We start from the raw sequence: 14,806 nt of genomic DNA on the forward strand, positions 1-14,806 counted from the left end.
ATCTCATGTCTTGGCAATTTTTACTCTAACTGTTAGATTATACCACAGCAAATAGCAATTGAAAAGGAAAATTTGATTAATTCTATTTTGTCAAATTGCAACTATTCTATAATCTTTTGGATTTCGGTAAAAACATTGTCAATCCCGATTTCGCCATCTACAGTGTGGAGTAAACCTTTTTCGCTGTAAAATTCAATGATTGGTTGAGACTGTTCTAGATTAATCTGAATGCGATTTTCTACGGTTTCAGGCTTGTCGTCATCACGTTGATAAAATTCATGTCCACCACAACGATCGCACGTTCCTTCAACTTTTGTAGGATTGTTTGTTTTGTGATAGGTCGCTCCACAAGAGCGGCAAATGATTCTACCCGTTAGACGTTGCATTAAAACTTCAGGGTTCACATCAATGTTAATAACAGCATCGATTTTTTTGTCAAGTTCAGTCATGATTCTGTCAAGCGCTTCTGCTTGAACGAGGGTTCTTGGAAAACCATCCAACAGGAAGCCCTTTTCAGTATCAGACTCTTGCAATCTTTCTTTAACGATTCCGTTTGTAACTTCATCAGGTACAAGCTCGCCTTTATCCATATATGTTTTAGCTTCCAGGCCCAATGCTGTTTCATTTTGAATGGCAGCTCGGAACATGTCACCGGTTGAGATATGCGGAATGTTATATTTCGCGATGATCTTTTCGGCTTGCGTTCCTTTACCTGCACCGGGAAGTCCCATAATAATTAGGTTCATCATTTTACTGCCTCCTAAAGATGTAAGAAACTGTGATGAGGAAAAAGTTTCCCCGTCACAACCTTACTATTGAATAAATCCTTGGTAATTACGTTTAACCATTCTTCCTTCAATTTGCCTTGCCGTTTCCAATGCAGTACCAACTACAATTAAGAGACTTGTTCCGCCAAGAGCGAGCGAGTGCGGCAAATTCCACAAACCTGAAGCAATAATTGGCAATAATGCAATCAATCCAAGAAATAGAGCTCCGACCGTGCTGAGTCGCATAATCATACCGGAAATATATTCTTCTGTCCCCTTACCAGGACGGACGCTTGGAATGTAGCCGCCTTGTTTTTGTAAATTCTCAGCCATTTTTTCAGGATTAATCTGAACAAACGCGTAGAAAAAGGTAAAGACAATAATTAACGTAGTATAGATTGCTGCACCGATTGGTTCACGGAAATTAAAGATGGTTGTTAAAACTTTATACCAGCTTGCGTCACTATGAGTCGCTGCAAAGAATCCTAGGATTGTTTGCGGGGTCATCATAAATGAACTGGCAAAGATTACTGGAATAACTCCAGCGGAATTAATTTTTAAGGGCAAATGCGCAGATTGGTTTGTGCCGGAGGCACGTTTAGAATATTGGATAGGGATTTTACGTTCAGCTTGTTGAACATACACAACTAAAATCACAACCAACAATATTCCGACCAACAATGCTACCGAAAAGAGAATGTTCTTCGTCAATTCAGACCCTGCATTTACAAAACGTTCAGTATAGTACGTATACAAGTCTGTTGGAATCCTTGCGATGATACCTGAGAAGATGATCAACGAGGTGCCGTTTCCGATACCATACATTGAAATCGACTCTCCGATAAACATAACAAGCATTGAACCTGCAGTCATCACTAATGCGATCATCATGTAGGTTGCCATGCCCGGGGTATTTATCAATCCCAAATTTGAGAGTTGATTAAACCCGATTGAAATACCGACAGATTGAACAAATGCTAAAATGACCGTCAAATATCTTGTAACTTGATTTAACTTTCTTCTACCTACTTCACCCTGTTTGGACCATTCCACAAATTTAGGAACAATGTCCATTTGCAACAATTGAACGACAATAGAAGAAGTGATGTATGGCGAAACACCCATAGCGAAAATGGAATACTGACTCAGCGCTCCACCGCCAAAAGTGTTCAACAAACTGAACAAGCCTGTCGATGCCAAACTAGAGATGGCACCCGCATCAACACCCGGTACAGTAATATGTGTTCCGAGACGGAACACAATCAACATACCTAGAGTAAAAAAGATTCTATTTCTAATGTCCTTCGCCTGAAATGCATTTTTCAGAAGACCAAACATTAGATCACCTCTACAGTCCCACCTGCAGCTTCGATAGCTTTTTGGGCTGCTGCGGAAAATTTATTAGCTTTAACTGTAAGTTTTTTCTCAACGCTTCCGTTGCCTAAAACTTTAATGCCTGATTTTTCATCTTTGACAATACCTGTTTCAACTAATAAAGCTGGAGTAACTTCTGTACCATCTTCGAAACGGTTTAATGTTTCTAAGTTGACAACAGCGTACTCTTTGCGGTTGATGTTCGTGAATCCACGTTTTGGAACACGACGGAACAATGGAGTTTGTCCACCTTCGAATCCAAGTCTCACACCGCCACCTGAACGGGCTTTTTGACCTTTATGGCCACGTCCTGAAGTTTTACCGTTTCCGGATGAAGATCCGCGACCTACACGGTTACGTTCTTTACGTGAGCCTTCAGCTGGTTTTAATTCATGAAGTTTCATAGTAACTTGGCACCTCCTTCGGTCTAATATTGATTATTTAACTTCTTCTGTTACGACTAGATGGCTTACTGTGTTTACCATACCCAAGATAGCTGGGTTAGCTGGTTTCACTACAGATTTGCCGATTTTGGACAATCCCAAAGCTTTGCAAGTATCTTTTTGGTTTTGAGGACGTCCAATCAAGCTACGTTTTAAAGTGATCTTTAATTCTGCCATTATGTGGTCCTCCTTATCCTATAATTTCTTCTACTGTTTTGCCGCGTAATTTCGCAACGTCTTCAACATTTTTTAATTGTTCTAAACCATTGATTGTAGCACGAACCATGTTAATTGGTGTGTTTGAACCAAGTGATTTACTTGTGATATCAGCGATACCAGCTAATTCTACAACGGCACGAACTGATCCACCTGCGGAAACTCCAGAACCGGATCTAGCAGGTTTCAACATTACGTTACCGCCACAGAAAGTTCCGACAACGTGATGAGGGATTGTAGAGCCAGACATTGGAACTTCGATTAGGTTCTTTTTAGCTGATTCGATAGCTTTACGAATAGCTTCAGGAACTTCAGCTGCTTTACCAGTACCGAAGCCAACATGTCCGTTTCTGTCTCCTACAACAACTAAAGCGGCAAAACGTAGACGACGTCCACCTTTAACAACTTTTGTTACACGATTAATCGCAACAACGCGATCTTCTAATTCAATATGAGCTGGGTCAACATAAACCATGTGTGGTTATCCTCCTTTTCCTAGAAATCTAGTCCATTTTCGCGAGCAGCTTCAGCTAACGCTTGTACACGCCCATGGTACAGATAGCCACCACGGTCAAAGACTACTTTTTTGATACCTTTAGCAACAGCACGTTCAGCAATTAGTTTTCCAACTGTAACAGCAGCTTCAGTTTTTGTACCAGTTGCGACGTCTTGTTCTTTTGTAGAGGCACTTGCTAGCGTCACACCCGCTACGTCATCAATTAATTGAGCGTAGATGTGTTTGTTGGAACGGAAAACGTTCAAGCGTGGGCACTCAGCAGTACCAGAGATTTTTCTTCTTACACGTGCGTGTCTAGCTTGGCGCACTTTATTTTTATCTGGTTTAGTAATCACAATTGTCACCTCTTTAATTTGATTTAATTTGTTCAGGTCAATCAAGCTGCCATTTTAAACAACAGTCGATTATTTACCTGTTTTACCTTCTTTACGACGGATGATTTCGTTAGTGTACTTGATACCTTTACCTTTGTATGGTTCTGGTGGACGTACGCCACGAACGTTAGCTGCTAATGCGCCAACTTTAGATTTATCGTAACCTTTGATGATGATCTTAGTGTTAGTTGGAACTTCCACTTCAACACCAAAGTCAGGAGTGAATTCTACTGGATGAGAGTAACCAACGTTTAATACAAGTTTGTTTCCTTGCATTTGAGCGCGGTACCCAACCCCTACTAAGTCTAATTCTTTTTGGAATCCTTCTGATACGCCGACAACCATGTTGTTGAACAAAGCGCGGGTAGTACCATGAATAGATTTCGTGAATTTATCTTCGTTAGGGCGAGTGAAAGTAACAGTGTTTCCATCGATATTCATACCGATCATTTCGTTAAATGTGCTAGTTAATTCGCCTTTAGGGCCTTTAACTGTAACAGTGTTACCTTGTTGAGTAACGGTTACGCCAGCTGGGATTTCGACTAGTTTATTACCAATACGACTCACAGGGCTGCACCTCCTTTAATTTTCTATTTTTTTTATATTACCAAACGTAAGCTAATACTTCTCCGCCGACGTTTTTCGCTCTTGCTTCTTTATCAGTGATAACACCTTCAGCAGTAGACACGATTGCAATTCCTAAGCCGTTTAATACTTTAGGAATTTCGCCAGTTTTAGCGTATACACGCAAACCTGGTTTTGAAATACGTTTCAAGCCAGTAATAACGCGTTCGTTATTTGGGCCGTATTTTAAGAATACGCGGATAACACCTTGTTTGTCGTCTGAAGTATATTCAAAGTTTTTGATGAAACCTTCAGCCTTAAGAATGTTTGCGATCTCTAATTTGATTTTTGATGCAGGCACTTCTAAAGATTCGTGACGTACCATGTTGGCATTACGAATACGAGTTAAGAAATCTGCGATTGGATCTGTCATGACCATTTACATTATACCTCCTTTTGCGAGTATGGTTAAATTACCAGCTAGCCTTTTTAACGCCGGGAATTTGTCCTTTATAGGCAAGTTCACGGAAGCAAATACGGCAAAGTTTGAATTTGCGATAAACTGAATGTGGACGTCCGCAACGTTCACAACGAGTGTAAGCTTGAGTGGAGTGTTTTGCGGGACGCTTGTTTTTAGCAATCATGGATTTTTTAGCCACTTATTATTCGCCTCCTTAGCTTATTTTTGGAATGGCATTCCAAGTTGAGTCAATAATTCTCTTGATTCTTCGTCAGTGTTAGCAGTAGTTACGATAACGATATCCATACCGCGAACTTTGTCGACTCTATCATAGTCAACTTCTGGGAAAATCAATTGTTCTTTAACGCCTAATGTATAGTTTCCACGACCATCAAATGATTTTTTGCTGATCCCACGGAAGTCACGTACACGTGGTAATGAAACTGTAACTAGTTTGTCCAAGAAGTCGTACATTCTTTCGCCACGTAAAGTTACTTTTGTGCCGATAGGCATACCTTCACGTAAGCGGAATGCTGCGATTGATTTTTTCGCTAGGGTGATGACTGGTTTTTGACCAGAAATCAACGTTAGTTCTTCAACTGCTTTGTCTAAGTTTTTTGTGTTTGAAACGGCATCACCAACACCCATGTTGATAACGATCTTATCAACTTTAGGAGCTTGCATGATTGATTCATATTCAAATTTTTCCATCATAGATGGTACGATTTCATTCAAGTATCTTTCTTTTAAACGGTTCATCTAAGTGATCCTCCTTCCTCTAATAATTAATCAATGATTTCGCCGGTTTTTTTAGAAACGCGGACTTTTTTACCGTCTACAACTTTAGATCCTACACGAGTAGGTTCACCAGTCTTAGCATCAATTAACATAACGTTAGAAACATGGATAGGTGCTGCTTCTTCAAGAATTCCACCTGTAGGGTTTGTTTGTGAAGCTTTACGATGTTTCTTGACGATATTGATGCCTTCGACAAGAACACGATCTTTTTTAGGGAAAGTTTTAAGGATTACTCCTTCTTTGCCTTTGTCTTTGCCAGTAATTACTTTAACTTTATCACCAGTTTTTACGTGCATGCGTTGTTGCACCTCCTTCATTTATGACAGTTTATTACAATACTTCTGGAGCAAGGGAAACGATCTTCATGTAGTTGTTATCACGTAGTTCACGAGCAACTGGTCCAAAGATACGTGTTCCACGAGGGCTCTTGTCGTCACGAATGATTACACAAGCATTTTCGTCAAATTTGATGTAAGAACCATCTTTACGGTGTGCGCCATGTTTTGTACGAACGATAACGGCTTTAACTACATCACCCTTTTTGACAACACCACCGGGTGTAGCTTGTTTTACTGTGCAGACGATTGTATCACCAATTCCTGCGAATTTGCGGTTTGAACCACCTAACACTTTGATAGTTAACACTTCTTTAGCGCCTGAATTGTCGGCAACTCTTAAGCGGGATTCTGTTTGTATCACTTCAGTATCCTCCTTCCGGATATAGAAATATTTTTTTGTCTATTAGATAATAACGGATTCTTCAACAACTTCTAGTAAACGGAAGTGTTTTGTAGCAGAAAGAGGACGAGTTTCCATAATTCTTACTACATCACCCAATTTAGCTTGGTTGTTTTCATCATGCGCTTTGTACTTTTTAGAGTACTTGATGCGTTTACCGTAAGTAGGATGAGTTTTTTGTGTAGAAACTTCTACAACAATCGTCTTGTCCATCTTATCGGAAACAACGCGGCCTTGGTAGACTTTACGTTGATTACGTTCTTCAGTCATTTGTTTGTGACCTCCTTTGCTGATCTACTATTTTTGCAATTCTTGTTGTCGCAATACAGTTTTAATACGTGCAATTGATTTGCGCACTTCTTTCAAGCGAGCAGTGTTTTCTAACTGTCCGGTTGCAAGTTGGAATCGTAGATTGAATAATTCTTCTTTGAATTGTTTTTCTTTTTCAACCATTTCAGCAGTGGATAACTCTTTAAGTTCATTAGCCTTCATTCGATTCACCACCAATTTCTTTACGTTTTACAATTTTAGTTTTAAGTGGCAGTTTGTGCGATGCAAGACGTAAAGCTTCGCGTGCTACTTCTTCAGAAACGCCGCCTACTTCAAACATAATTTTGCCACGTTTTACAGGAGATACCCAGCCTTCAGGTGCCCCTTTACCAGAACCCATACGAACTCCGATAGCTTTAGATGTATAAGATTTGTGAGGGAAGATTTTAATCCAAACTTTCCCACCACGCTTCATGTAACGAGTCATTGCGATACGAGCTGCTTCGATTTGACGGTTTGTAACCCAGTGTGAGCCTACTGCTTGCAAACCATATTCGCCAAATGCGATTTCTTTTCCGCCTTTAGCTTCTCCGCGCATTTTTCCACGGAATTCACGACGGTGTTTAACACGTTTAGGTACTAACATTGATTATTTCCCTCCTTTCTCAGTTGTTTTTCTTGCTGGCAATACTTCGCCACGGTAGATCCATACTTTAATTCCTAATTTACCGTAAGTTGTATTTGCTTCTTCCCATGCATAATCGATGTCTGCACGTAATGTATGCAATGGAACAGTTCCTTCTGAATGAGTTTCTGAACGAGCGATATCTGCTCCATTCAAACGACCGGAAACCATAGTTTTGATTCCTTTAGCTCCAGCTCTCATTGTACGTTGGATTGCTTGTTTTTGAGCACGACGGAAAGCTACACGGTTTTCCAACTGTTTAGCAATGCCTTCGCCTACTAATTTAGCATCTAAGTCTGGTTTTTTGATTTCCACGATGTTGATGTGTACTTTTTTACCAGTTAAATTGTTTAATTCTTTACGAGTTTTTTCTACTTCAGAACCGCCTTTACCGATAACCATACCCGGTTTAGCAGTATGAATTGATACGTTCACGCGGTTAGCTGCACGTTCAATTTCAATTTGTGAAACAGAAGCTTCGCTAAGGTTCTTTTCAATGTATTTACGGATGCGTAAATCTTCATGTAAGAAAGCTGCGTAATCTTTTTCAGCATACCATTTAGCATCCCAGTCACGGATGATGCCGACGCGTAATCCTAATGGATGAATTTTTTGACCCACAGATTATCCCTCCTTCTTTTCTGATACCACAATTGTGATGTGGCTAGTACGTTTCAAAATTGGTGAAGCAGATCCTTTTGCACGTGGACGGAAGCGTTTCATTGTTGCTCCTTCATTCACGTAAGCTTCGCTTACTACCAATTTTTCAATATCTAAATCGTAATTATGTTCTGCATTAGCAATTGCTGACATCAACACTTTTTCAACAACGGGCGAAGCGCCACGCGGTGTGAATTTCAGAATGGAGATAGCTTCTCCGATGCTTTTGCCTCTGATAAGATCCACTACTAAACGAACCTTACGAGCGGCAATGCGAACAGTTTTTGCAGTTGCTTTTGCAGCTGTGATTTGTTCTGGCATGTTATTTCCTCCCCTCGTAATTAACGGCGACCTGTTTTCTTGTCGTCTGCGGCATGGCCACGGTATGTTCTTGTTGGAGCGAATTCTCCTAATTTGTGTCCTACCATGTCTTCTTGAATGTAAACTGGAACATGTTTTCTTCCATCATAAACTGCGATCGTTTGACCAATGAACTGAGGAAAAATTGTAGAGCGGCGAGACCAAGTTTTAATTACTTGTTTCTTTTCACTTGTTAATGCAGCTTCAACTTTCTTCATTAAGTGTTCATCGATAAAAGGTCCTTTTTTCAAACTACGACCCATGGTGAAGCCTCCTTTCGATTATCTGTTGCTTCTCTTCATTAATGTTTCAGTAATTATTTTTTACGTCCACGAACGATTAGTTTGTTGGATTTAGCTTTCTTATCACGAGTCTTGTAACCAAGAGCAGGTTGTCCCCAAGGTGATACTGGCGCTTTACGTCCGATTGGAGCTTTACCTTCACCACCACCGTGTGGGTGATCGTTCGGGTTCATTGCAGATCCACGTACTGTAGGGCGTTTGCCTTTCCAGCGGTTACGTCCAGCTTTACCAAGGTTGATCAATTCGTGTTGTTCATTACCAACAGCACCGATTGTTGCACGGCAAGTTGAAAGGATCATACGAACTTCGCTTGAGTTCAAGCGAACCAAAGTGTATTTGCCTTCTTGTCCAAGTACTTGTGCACTTGTACCAGCAGAACGGATTAATTGTCCGCCTTTGCCTGGTTTTGTTTCGATGTTGTGGATAACTGTACCGACTGGGATGTTTGCCAATGGCAATGCGTTACCGACTTTGATGTCAGCCTCTACTCCAGATTCGATTTGTTGGCCTACTTCGATGCCTTTAGGGGCAATGATGTAAGTTTTGATTCCATCAACATATTGGATCAATGCGATGTTTGCAGAACGGTTTGGATCGTACTCAACTGCTTTAACGATTCCGATAACTCCGTCTTTGATACGTTTGAAGTCGATCACACGGTAAGCACGTTTGTGTCCACCAGCTTGATGACGAACGGTAATTTTACCTTGGTTGTTACGTCCGGCTTTTCTTTTGATTGGTTGGATCAATGATTTCTCAGGTGTTGTTTTTGTGATCTCTGCGAAATCTGAACCAGTCATATTACGACGGCCGTTTGTAGTAGGTTTGTATTTCCTAATTCCCACGTTTTTCCCTCCTATTTGATGTATTTAAACATGATTAATTTTCAAATAATTCGATGCTTTTTGATGCTTCAGTCAAAGTGATGATTGCTTTACGGCGTTTTTTTGTATAGCCTTTGTATTTACCCATACGTTTTAACTTGCCGCGTACATTCATGATATTTACGTTTTTAACATCTACGCCGAACAATGATTCGATCGATTGTTTAACTAGCGTTTTGTTAGCACGAACATCCACTTCAAAGGTATATTTCTTTTCATCCATTGCAAGCATAGAAGCTTCAGTGATGATTGGGCGTTTGATAACGTCATATGATTCCATTATTGAAGAGCCTCCTCTACCTTAGAAAGTGCAGCTTGTGTTAATACTAATGTGTTGTTTGAAACAACATCTAATACGTTCAAACCAGTTTCGCCAAGTACAGTAACATTTGGAATGTTACGTGCTGATAAAGCAGCGAAGTCATTGTCGTTTTCTACAACGAACAATACTTTTTTATCAAGGTTTAAGTTTTTCAACACTTGTGCAAATTCTTTTGTTTTTGGTGCGTCAAAGTTCAAGCTTTCAACTACTAATAGGTTTCCTTCAGCCACTTTTGATGAAAGAACTGATTTGATAGCTAAACGACGAACTTTTTTATTTAATTTATAACTGTAAGAACGAGGTGTTGGTCCGAAGACTACTCCACCGCCTACCCATTGTGGTGAACGGATTGAGCCTTGGCGTGCACGGCCAGTTCCTTTTTGTTTCCATGGTTTACGACCACCGCCGCTAACTGCGCTACGATTTTTAACTGCGTGAGTTCCTTGTCTTAATGAAGCACGTTGCATAAGAATTGCATCGTAAACAACGTTTTCGTTTGGCTCAATTCCAAAGATTTCTTCATTCAAAGTAACTTCACCGTTTTGTGTTCCATCTTGTCTAAATAAGGCTACGTTTGGCATTTTTCTCGTTCCTCCTCTCTAATTTTATTATTTTTTAACAGCTTTACGAGCTGTTTTGATTTCGATTAATGATTTTTTAGAACCAGGTACATTACCTTTGATCAAGATTACGTTGTTCTCAACGTCAATCTTTACGATTTCAAGGTTTTGGATAGTGACACGGTCATTACCCATACGTCCTGCTAATTTTTTACCTTTAAATACGCGAGATGGGAATGAAGCTGCACCCATTGAACCAGGACGACGATGGTAACGAGATCCGTGGGCCATTGGTCCACGACTTTGTCCGTGACGTTTGATAACGCCTTGGAAGCCATGTCCTTTAGATGTACCAGTGACATCAACGATGTCGCCTGCTTCGAACATATCTACTTTAATTTCTTGTCCTACTTCGTATTCTCCCAGCTCAACATCGTTAAATTCGCGAATGAAGCGCTTAGGAGCAGTTTTTGCTTTTGCTGCATGACCCTTAGCAGGTTTGTTTGTCAATACTTCGCGAATTTCTTGGTAACCTAGTTGTACTGCTTCGTAGCCGTCTGTTTCGATTGTTTTAACTTGTAAAACAACGTTTGGAGTAGCTTCGATAACGGTAACTGGTACTAATTCACCATTTTCAGTGAAGTATTGAGTCATTCCTACTTTTCTGCCTAAGATTCCTTTGGTCATGGTAACACCTCCGTTTGTTTTTTATTATTTAGGTTTGATTATAATTTGATTTCGATGTCTACGCCGCTTGGTAAATCAAGCTTCATTAACGCGTCAACAGTTTTTGTTGTTGGGTTGATGATGTCGATTAGACGTTTGTGTGTAAGCATTTCGAACTGCTCACGAGAATCTTTATACTTGTGAGTAGCACGGATCACTGTGTAAAGTGTTCTTTCAGTCGGTAATGGAATCGGACCTGAAACGGTAGCTCCCGTTCTTTTTGCTGTTTCCACAATCTTATCCGCTGATTGATCAAGAGCACGGTGTTCATATGCTTTCAAACGAATACGTATTTTTTGTTTTGCCATGTTGTTCCCTCCTTCGTCAAATGTAATTCATAAGACTAGCTCCACGAAAATTTTCCGGTACACCCGCCGTGGCAAAGCGTCCGGGTGTGTCGCAACCTCTCGTCTCTTCGCTGCGGTTCCCGAATCATCGGGCCCCAATACATTATTCATAGCCATGAATGCCGTACTAGTAAATTATACATAATCGCATTAACAAATGCAAGTCTTTTCTGAAAACAATCATGATTTTTCTCATGTGCCTTTCAAAAATAATTTGCATCCGTCCTTGATATGATTCATTTTACCCTCTCACTATTATACTGATTCAAAAAAAGATTGCAACTATTTTCCTGTTTCTCTCATCATTTTATTTTCAGCCCAGTTTTTTATAGTGTTCACGCTACACGCTGTGCCCTTATTATAGAAGAAACACGTCTTTTCCATTTTTGCGAAGATCATGGGAAACGTAAGACAAACTTTTTCGTATTTTTCGATTCGTTCCAAAAATATTTTTAAAAGATTTGAAAAACTTGTTATATCAGTCTTTACAGGCATTTTTTTGCCCGTTGTGAATACCGCTCATGTCAGACTCCCGGTTCGCCATCCCTGATGCCGGAACTTCTTTCTACTATATAAGAAGCACTTGATTTTTGCAGTCTTTCGTTCATTTTGCGGGTAGTCCCCTCCCATGGATGCTTTCGAATAGTGCGCATACGTTCCATGTTACATATTCTGACATAACCCGTTATCAGTTTGATGATTTTCTTTGGATTCGGTTGTAGAATGGACGAAACGGTAAGCAATACATATTTTTTTAAATCATTTTTATCAAGGGAGGATTACAAAATGGAAAATATTAATTATGCAGATACTACGTTCGTATTCTTTGCAACAGCGCTGGTCATGCTGATGACGCCGGCTTTGTCCCTATTTTATGGAGGCATGGTCAGAGGAAAGAATGTGCTCAGCACGACGATGCACAGTTATGCGGCAATCGCAGTCGTATCCGTCCAATGGTTACTTTTTGGTTATTCATTCGTATTCGGCGGAAACAGTCCCTTGACCGGAGATTTTTCTTTCGCACTATTAAATGGCGTAGGTTTTTCACCAATCGATTATGCGCCGACGGTTCCCCATCAATTATTCATGATGTTTCAATTGGCCTTCGCGATCATCACTCCTGCCCTGATTTCAGGAAGTGTCGCAGAAAGAATTAAGTTCCCAGCGTTCCTTGCCTTCATCTTACTGTGGACAACCTTCATTTATGATCCTATTGCCCACTGGGTATGGGGTAACGGCGGTTGGATCCGTGAACTGGGCGCGCTGGATTTTGCAGGCGGAAGCGTCATCCATATCAGTTCCGGCGTCTCCGCACTTGTAGCCGCCATCTTCATCGGCAAGAGGATCAATGCGGATTCCGTTAGACCCCACAGCATACCGATGACCATGGTCGGGGCGGGGGTGCTGTTGTTCGGCTGGTTCGGTTTTAATGCCGGCAGCGCCCTTGCCATTAATGCTATCGCAGTGAATGCTTTTATCACAACCGCTATGGCAGCAGCTACCGCCGGTCTTAGCTGGCTCCTGTGCGAATGGATCATCCATAAGAAACCAACTGCATTGGGATTCGTCAGCGGTATCGTAGCCGGACTTGTTTCCATCACCCCCGGAGCTGGTTTTGTCAGCCCGCTTTCTTCGCTGGCTATCGGTTTCATCGGCGGAATTGCTTGTTTCTTTGGTGTCACCGTTTTGAAACGGAAATTAGGCTATGATGATGCCCTTGATGCTTTCGGTTGCCACGGAATCGGCGGTATCTGGGGCGGCATCGCAACAGGTATTTTCGCAACAAGCTCCATCAATCCCGGAATCGAAGGCGGCCTGGTGGATGGCAAACTTGCGCTATTAATCGCCGAGCTCATCAGCATGGCGGCTATCATTGCCTACGCTGCTGCAGGATCTTATATCCTATTGAAATTGATCAGTCTTGTTATGCCGGTTAGGGTTACGGCTGAAGAAGAGGAAAGCGGTTTGGATTACTCCCTACACGGAGAGGCTGCCTACGGTACTGTCAACGCTGTAAGTTTTGACAACAGACTGTCTGAAAGCGAACATGAAACAGTGCCAGGAGATTTGTCTACAGTATTGAGTGGATTGAAAAACATGGCGTTCAATGGAAGCGAACCTGCTCTGGCGTTCGACGGCGGGTTCAACGTCGACGTGCACGATGCCATTGTAGTGGAACGAAGCTCCGTAGCCATTTCGGATAATTCATTGCCTAAATATGCCAAACTTACAAAAGTCGAAATAGTGATCAACGAAAGCAAATTCGACCGTCTGAAAAAAGCCCTGAATGGTATCGGCATCACCGGCATGACCGTTTCCAATGTATTCGGATATGGCATGCAAAAAGGCCACACCACTTACTACCGCGGGGTGGAAGCCGAAGCTGACCTGTTGCCAAAAGTCCGAGTGGAAATCGTTGTCAGCAGTGTACCAGTCGATCTAGTCATCGAGACAGCCAAAAAAGCACTTTACACCGGAAATATCGGCGACGGCAAAATATTTGTTTACGATGTTGAGAATGTCATCCGCATCAGCACCGGGGACCAAGGCAAAAAAGCATTGGAGTATCCCGTAGAAGCATAGTAAAGAGATTTGATGCGCTGTCCGATGTTCAGCCCATCAAATCAGAAACGCTGAGATAAAAAAAACATCCTGTTATATCGAATGAATCCCCACCCTGCCTTGACATATCCGGCAGGATGGGGATTTTTTTGCGGCAAAGCTTAACCCCGTCTCCTTTCGGATCAGATAAAAGTGCGGAAACTTTCTATCCAATCAAAAGAACCAAAAACGCTAGACTCAAAAATGAGTCATTTGTTTTCGGTTCATTATATTATCATTTTTCTATCGGTACTTTTTAGAGTTAAGCTTTATGGTAACCATTTTCCAACAGGATCGCAATACCCATACCGCCACCGATAAAAGCAGAACCGATACCGTATTTGTATTCCGGATGGTTTTTGAATTCATGTAGAATGGAAACCATGATACGCGCACCTAACATGCCAAGCGGGTGACCTAATGATACCCCACCACCATTTGGATTGTAGTTGTTTTTATACCAGTCGCTGTTCATGTCAACGCCTAGTTCATCCAAGCAAGCAACTCGTTGCGCTGCGAATGCTTCATTGATTTCTAAGATGCCGACATCTTTTTGCAGGTCCAACCCGCTGCGTTCCAATAAAGCTTTGATGGCTGGAACTGGTCCCATACCCATGTATTCCGGCTCTACTCCGGAAACTTTATAGTCGACAACCTTAGCCCAAACGGTCAAGTTATTTTTTTCGGCATAAGAAGCGGATGTCACGATACTGAATGCGCCGCCGTCATTCAAGCCGGATGCGTTTCCCGTGAGGCAAATGGTCGCAAAAACGCAAAAAAGCCCCGAGAGCAGAAGCTCTCGGGACTTTTTTATCGCATTAAATTTTATTCAGAATAA

Annotated in this window: 25 protein-coding genes; 1 reads left to right on the forward strand and 24 read right to left on the reverse strand. The window is 41.4% G+C overall.

What is annotated here, in order from left to right:
* Window positions 1–101 precede the first annotated feature (101 nt).
* The 23 genes from BM101_RS05820 to rpsJ all read right to left on the reverse strand — a co-directional run bounded on the left by BM101_RS05820 (window position 102) and on the right by rpsJ (window position 11,328).
* Window positions 102–746 carry an adenylate kinase gene (locus BM101_RS05820; RefSeq protein ID WP_087033332.1) on the reverse strand — a complete coding sequence of 215 codons (645 nt, stop codon included), beginning with the start codon at window positions 744–746 and terminating at the stop codon, window positions 102–104.
* Window positions 747–812: 66 nt separating this feature from the next.
* Window positions 813–2,105 (reverse strand): preprotein translocase subunit SecY, encoded by a 1,293-nt coding sequence (secY, locus tag BM101_RS05825; RefSeq protein WP_087033214.1) that lies wholly within the window; start codon window positions 2,103–2,105, stop codon window positions 813–815.
* Entirely contained in the window at window positions 2,105–2,545 is a 441-nt protein-coding gene (rplO, locus tag BM101_RS05830) for a 50S ribosomal protein L15 (RefSeq protein ID WP_087033213.1), read from the reverse strand. The genes secY and rplO overlap by 1 nt, the downstream gene beginning before the upstream one ends.
* A gap of 33 nt (window positions 2,546–2,578) precedes the next feature.
* Window positions 2,579–2,761: a 50S ribosomal protein L30 gene (gene rpmD, locus BM101_RS05835; protein ID WP_087033212.1), complete on the reverse strand. Its 183-nt coding sequence runs from the start codon at window positions 2,759–2,761 to the stop codon at window positions 2,579–2,581.
* A gap of 13 nt (window positions 2,762–2,774) precedes the next feature.
* Entirely contained in the window at window positions 2,775–3,275 is a 501-nt protein-coding gene (gene rpsE / locus BM101_RS05840; RefSeq protein ID WP_087033211.1) for a 30S ribosomal protein S5, read from the reverse strand.
* 20 nt (window positions 3,276–3,295) lie between these two features.
* Window positions 3,296–3,661, reverse strand: coding sequence for a 50S ribosomal protein L18 (gene rplR / locus BM101_RS05845; protein WP_087033331.1), 366 nt, complete (start codon window positions 3,659–3,661; stop codon window positions 3,296–3,298).
* A gap of 60 nt (window positions 3,662–3,721) precedes the next feature.
* On the reverse strand, window positions 3,722–4,258 hold the full coding sequence (gene rplF, locus BM101_RS05850) for a 50S ribosomal protein L6 (protein ID WP_087033210.1): 537 nt from the start codon (window positions 4,256–4,258) through the stop codon (window positions 3,722–3,724).
* Between the two features lie 37 nt (window positions 4,259–4,295).
* A complete protein-coding gene (gene rpsH / locus BM101_RS05855) occupies window positions 4,296–4,694 on the reverse strand; it encodes a 30S ribosomal protein S8 (protein ID WP_087033209.1) in 399 nt (132 codons plus the stop codon).
* 34 nt (window positions 4,695–4,728) lie between these two features.
* Window positions 4,729–4,914: a type Z 30S ribosomal protein S14 gene (locus BM101_RS05860; protein ID WP_087033208.1), complete on the reverse strand. Its 186-nt coding sequence runs from the start codon at window positions 4,912–4,914 to the stop codon at window positions 4,729–4,731.
* 20 nt (window positions 4,915–4,934) lie between these two features.
* On the reverse strand, window positions 4,935–5,474 hold the full coding sequence (gene rplE / locus BM101_RS05865) for a 50S ribosomal protein L5 (RefSeq protein WP_087033207.1): 540 nt from the start codon (window positions 5,472–5,474) through the stop codon (window positions 4,935–4,937).
* Between the two features lie 26 nt (window positions 5,475–5,500).
* Window positions 5,501–5,809, reverse strand: coding sequence for a 50S ribosomal protein L24 (rplX, locus tag BM101_RS05870; protein ID WP_087033206.1), 309 nt, complete (start codon window positions 5,807–5,809; stop codon window positions 5,501–5,503).
* Between the two features lie 34 nt (window positions 5,810–5,843).
* Window positions 5,844–6,212 (reverse strand): 50S ribosomal protein L14, encoded by a 369-nt coding sequence (gene rplN / locus BM101_RS05875; protein ID WP_068558973.1) that lies wholly within the window; start codon window positions 6,210–6,212, stop codon window positions 5,844–5,846.
* Window positions 6,213–6,254: 42 nt separating this feature from the next.
* The gene (gene rpsQ, locus BM101_RS05880; protein ID WP_087033205.1) at window positions 6,255–6,521 is read right to left on the reverse strand and encodes a 30S ribosomal protein S17; all 267 of its coding nucleotides are present in this window, start codon (window positions 6,519–6,521) and stop codon (window positions 6,255–6,257) included.
* Window positions 6,522–6,548: 27 nt separating this feature from the next.
* Window positions 6,549–6,743: a 50S ribosomal protein L29 gene (gene rpmC, locus BM101_RS05885; RefSeq protein ID WP_087033204.1), complete on the reverse strand. Its 195-nt coding sequence runs from the start codon at window positions 6,741–6,743 to the stop codon at window positions 6,549–6,551.
* A complete protein-coding gene (gene rplP / locus BM101_RS05890) occupies window positions 6,733–7,167 on the reverse strand; it encodes a 50S ribosomal protein L16 (RefSeq protein ID WP_087033203.1) in 435 nt (144 codons plus the stop codon). The genes rpmC and rplP overlap by 11 nt, the downstream gene beginning before the upstream one ends.
* Before the next feature lie 3 nt (window positions 7,168–7,170).
* Window positions 7,171–7,827 carry a 30S ribosomal protein S3 gene (rpsC, locus tag BM101_RS05895; protein ID WP_087033202.1) on the reverse strand — a complete coding sequence of 219 codons (657 nt, stop codon included), beginning with the start codon at window positions 7,825–7,827 and terminating at the stop codon, window positions 7,171–7,173.
* Window positions 7,828–7,830: 3 nt separating this feature from the next.
* Window positions 7,831–8,187, reverse strand: a complete 357-nt coding sequence (rplV, locus tag BM101_RS05900) for a 50S ribosomal protein L22 (RefSeq protein ID WP_087033201.1) — start codon at window positions 8,185–8,187, stop codon at window positions 7,831–7,833.
* Between the two features lie 20 nt (window positions 8,188–8,207).
* Window positions 8,208–8,489: a 30S ribosomal protein S19 gene (rpsS, locus tag BM101_RS05905; protein ID WP_087033200.1), complete on the reverse strand. Its 282-nt coding sequence runs from the start codon at window positions 8,487–8,489 to the stop codon at window positions 8,208–8,210.
* A 53-nt stretch (window positions 8,490–8,542) separates the two neighbouring features.
* Entirely contained in the window at window positions 8,543–9,373 is an 831-nt protein-coding gene (gene rplB / locus BM101_RS05910) for a 50S ribosomal protein L2 (protein ID WP_087033199.1), read from the reverse strand.
* A 34-nt stretch (window positions 9,374–9,407) separates the two neighbouring features.
* Window positions 9,408–9,692: a 50S ribosomal protein L23 gene (gene rplW / locus BM101_RS05915; protein WP_087033198.1), complete on the reverse strand. Its 285-nt coding sequence runs from the start codon at window positions 9,690–9,692 to the stop codon at window positions 9,408–9,410.
* The gene (rplD, locus tag BM101_RS05920) at window positions 9,692–10,315 is read right to left on the reverse strand and encodes a 50S ribosomal protein L4 (RefSeq protein WP_087033197.1); all 624 of its coding nucleotides are present in this window, start codon (window positions 10,313–10,315) and stop codon (window positions 9,692–9,694) included. The genes rplW and rplD overlap by 1 nt, the downstream gene beginning before the upstream one ends.
* Window positions 10,316–10,342: 27 nt before the next feature.
* Window positions 10,343–10,981: a 50S ribosomal protein L3 gene (gene rplC, locus BM101_RS05925; protein ID WP_087033196.1), complete on the reverse strand. Its 639-nt coding sequence runs from the start codon at window positions 10,979–10,981 to the stop codon at window positions 10,343–10,345.
* A 38-nt stretch (window positions 10,982–11,019) separates the two neighbouring features.
* Window positions 11,020–11,328, reverse strand: a complete 309-nt coding sequence (rpsJ, locus tag BM101_RS05930; protein WP_087033195.1) for a 30S ribosomal protein S10 — start codon at window positions 11,326–11,328, stop codon at window positions 11,020–11,022.
* Between the two features lie 825 nt (window positions 11,329–12,153).
* On the opposite strand from rpsJ, the gene BM101_RS05940 reads away from it, so the two are divergent.
* Window positions 12,154–13,950 carry an ammonium transporter gene (locus BM101_RS05940; RefSeq protein ID WP_087033193.1) on the forward strand — a complete coding sequence of 599 codons (1,797 nt, stop codon included), beginning with the start codon at window positions 12,154–12,156 and terminating at the stop codon, window positions 13,948–13,950.
* Window positions 13,951–14,230: 280 nt separating this feature from the next.
* Here BM101_RS05940 and BM101_RS05945 read toward each other — a convergent pair whose 3' ends face one another.
* The gene (locus tag BM101_RS05945; RefSeq protein WP_245825742.1) at window positions 14,231–14,701 is read right to left on the reverse strand and encodes a beta-ketoacyl-[acyl-carrier-protein] synthase family protein; all 471 of its coding nucleotides are present in this window, start codon (window positions 14,699–14,701) and stop codon (window positions 14,231–14,233) included.
* Window positions 14,702–14,806: the final 105 nt, after the last annotated feature.

The organism is Trichococcus palustris (assembly GCF_900114465.1).
Taxonomy (GTDB): Bacteria; Bacillota; Bacilli; order Lactobacillales; family Aerococcaceae; genus Trichococcus; species Trichococcus palustris.

What these genes read in the sequence shown, in the direction of transcription:
- rplO (WP_087033213.1), bottom strand. Translation starts at nt 2,545, where the DNA reads ATGAAACTTCATGAATTAAAACCAGCTGAAGGCTCACGTAAAGAACGT.
- rplW (WP_087033198.1), bottom strand. Translation starts at nt 9,692, where the DNA reads ATGGAATCATATGACGTTATCAAACGCCCAATCATCACTGAAGCTTCT.
- secY (WP_087033214.1), bottom strand. Translation starts at nt 2,105, where the DNA reads ATGTTTGGTCTTCTGAAAAATGCATTTCAGGCGAAGGACATTAGAAAT.
- rplC (WP_087033196.1), bottom strand. Translation starts at nt 10,981, where the DNA reads ATGACCAAAGGAATCTTAGGCAGAAAAGTAGGAATGACTCAATACTTC.
- rpmD (WP_087033212.1), bottom strand. Translation starts at nt 2,761, where the DNA reads ATGGCAGAATTAAAGATCACTTTAAAACGTAGCTTGATTGGACGTCCT.
- rplP (WP_087033203.1), bottom strand. Translation starts at nt 7,167, where the DNA reads ATGTTAGTACCTAAACGTGTTAAACACCGTCGTGAATTCCGTGGAAAA.
- rpsE (WP_087033211.1), bottom strand. Translation starts at nt 3,275, where the DNA reads ATGGTTTATGTTGACCCAGCTCATATTGAATTAGAAGATCGCGTTGTT.
- BM101_RS05940 (WP_087033193.1), top strand. Translation starts at nt 12,154, where the DNA reads ATGGAAAATATTAATTATGCAGATACTACGTTCGTATTCTTTGCAACA.
- rpsS (WP_087033200.1), bottom strand. Translation starts at nt 8,489, where the DNA reads ATGGGTCGTAGTTTGAAAAAAGGACCTTTTATCGATGAACACTTAATG.
- rpsH (WP_087033209.1), bottom strand. Translation starts at nt 4,694, where the DNA reads ATGGTCATGACAGATCCAATCGCAGATTTCTTAACTCGTATTCGTAAT.
- rpmC (WP_087033204.1), bottom strand. Translation starts at nt 6,743, where the DNA reads ATGAAGGCTAATGAACTTAAAGAGTTATCCACTGCTGAAATGGTTGAA.
- rplE (WP_087033207.1), bottom strand. Translation starts at nt 5,474, where the DNA reads ATGAACCGTTTAAAAGAAAGATACTTGAATGAAATCGTACCATCTATG.
- rplX (WP_087033206.1), bottom strand. Translation starts at nt 5,809, where the DNA reads ATGCACGTAAAAACTGGTGATAAAGTTAAAGTAATTACTGGCAAAGAC.
- rplV (WP_087033201.1), bottom strand. Translation starts at nt 8,187, where the DNA reads ATGCCAGAACAAATCACAGCTGCAAAAGCAACTGCAAAAACTGTTCGC.
- rplD (WP_087033197.1), bottom strand. Translation starts at nt 10,315, where the DNA reads ATGCCAAACGTAGCCTTATTTAGACAAGATGGAACACAAAACGGTGAA.
- BM101_RS05820 (WP_087033332.1), bottom strand. Translation starts at nt 746, where the DNA reads ATGAACCTAATTATTATGGGACTTCCCGGTGCAGGTAAAGGAACGCAA.
- rpsQ (WP_087033205.1), bottom strand. Translation starts at nt 6,521, where the DNA reads ATGACTGAAGAACGTAATCAACGTAAAGTCTACCAAGGCCGCGTTGTT.
- rpsJ (WP_087033195.1), bottom strand. Translation starts at nt 11,328, where the DNA reads ATGGCAAAACAAAAAATACGTATTCGTTTGAAAGCATATGAACACCGT.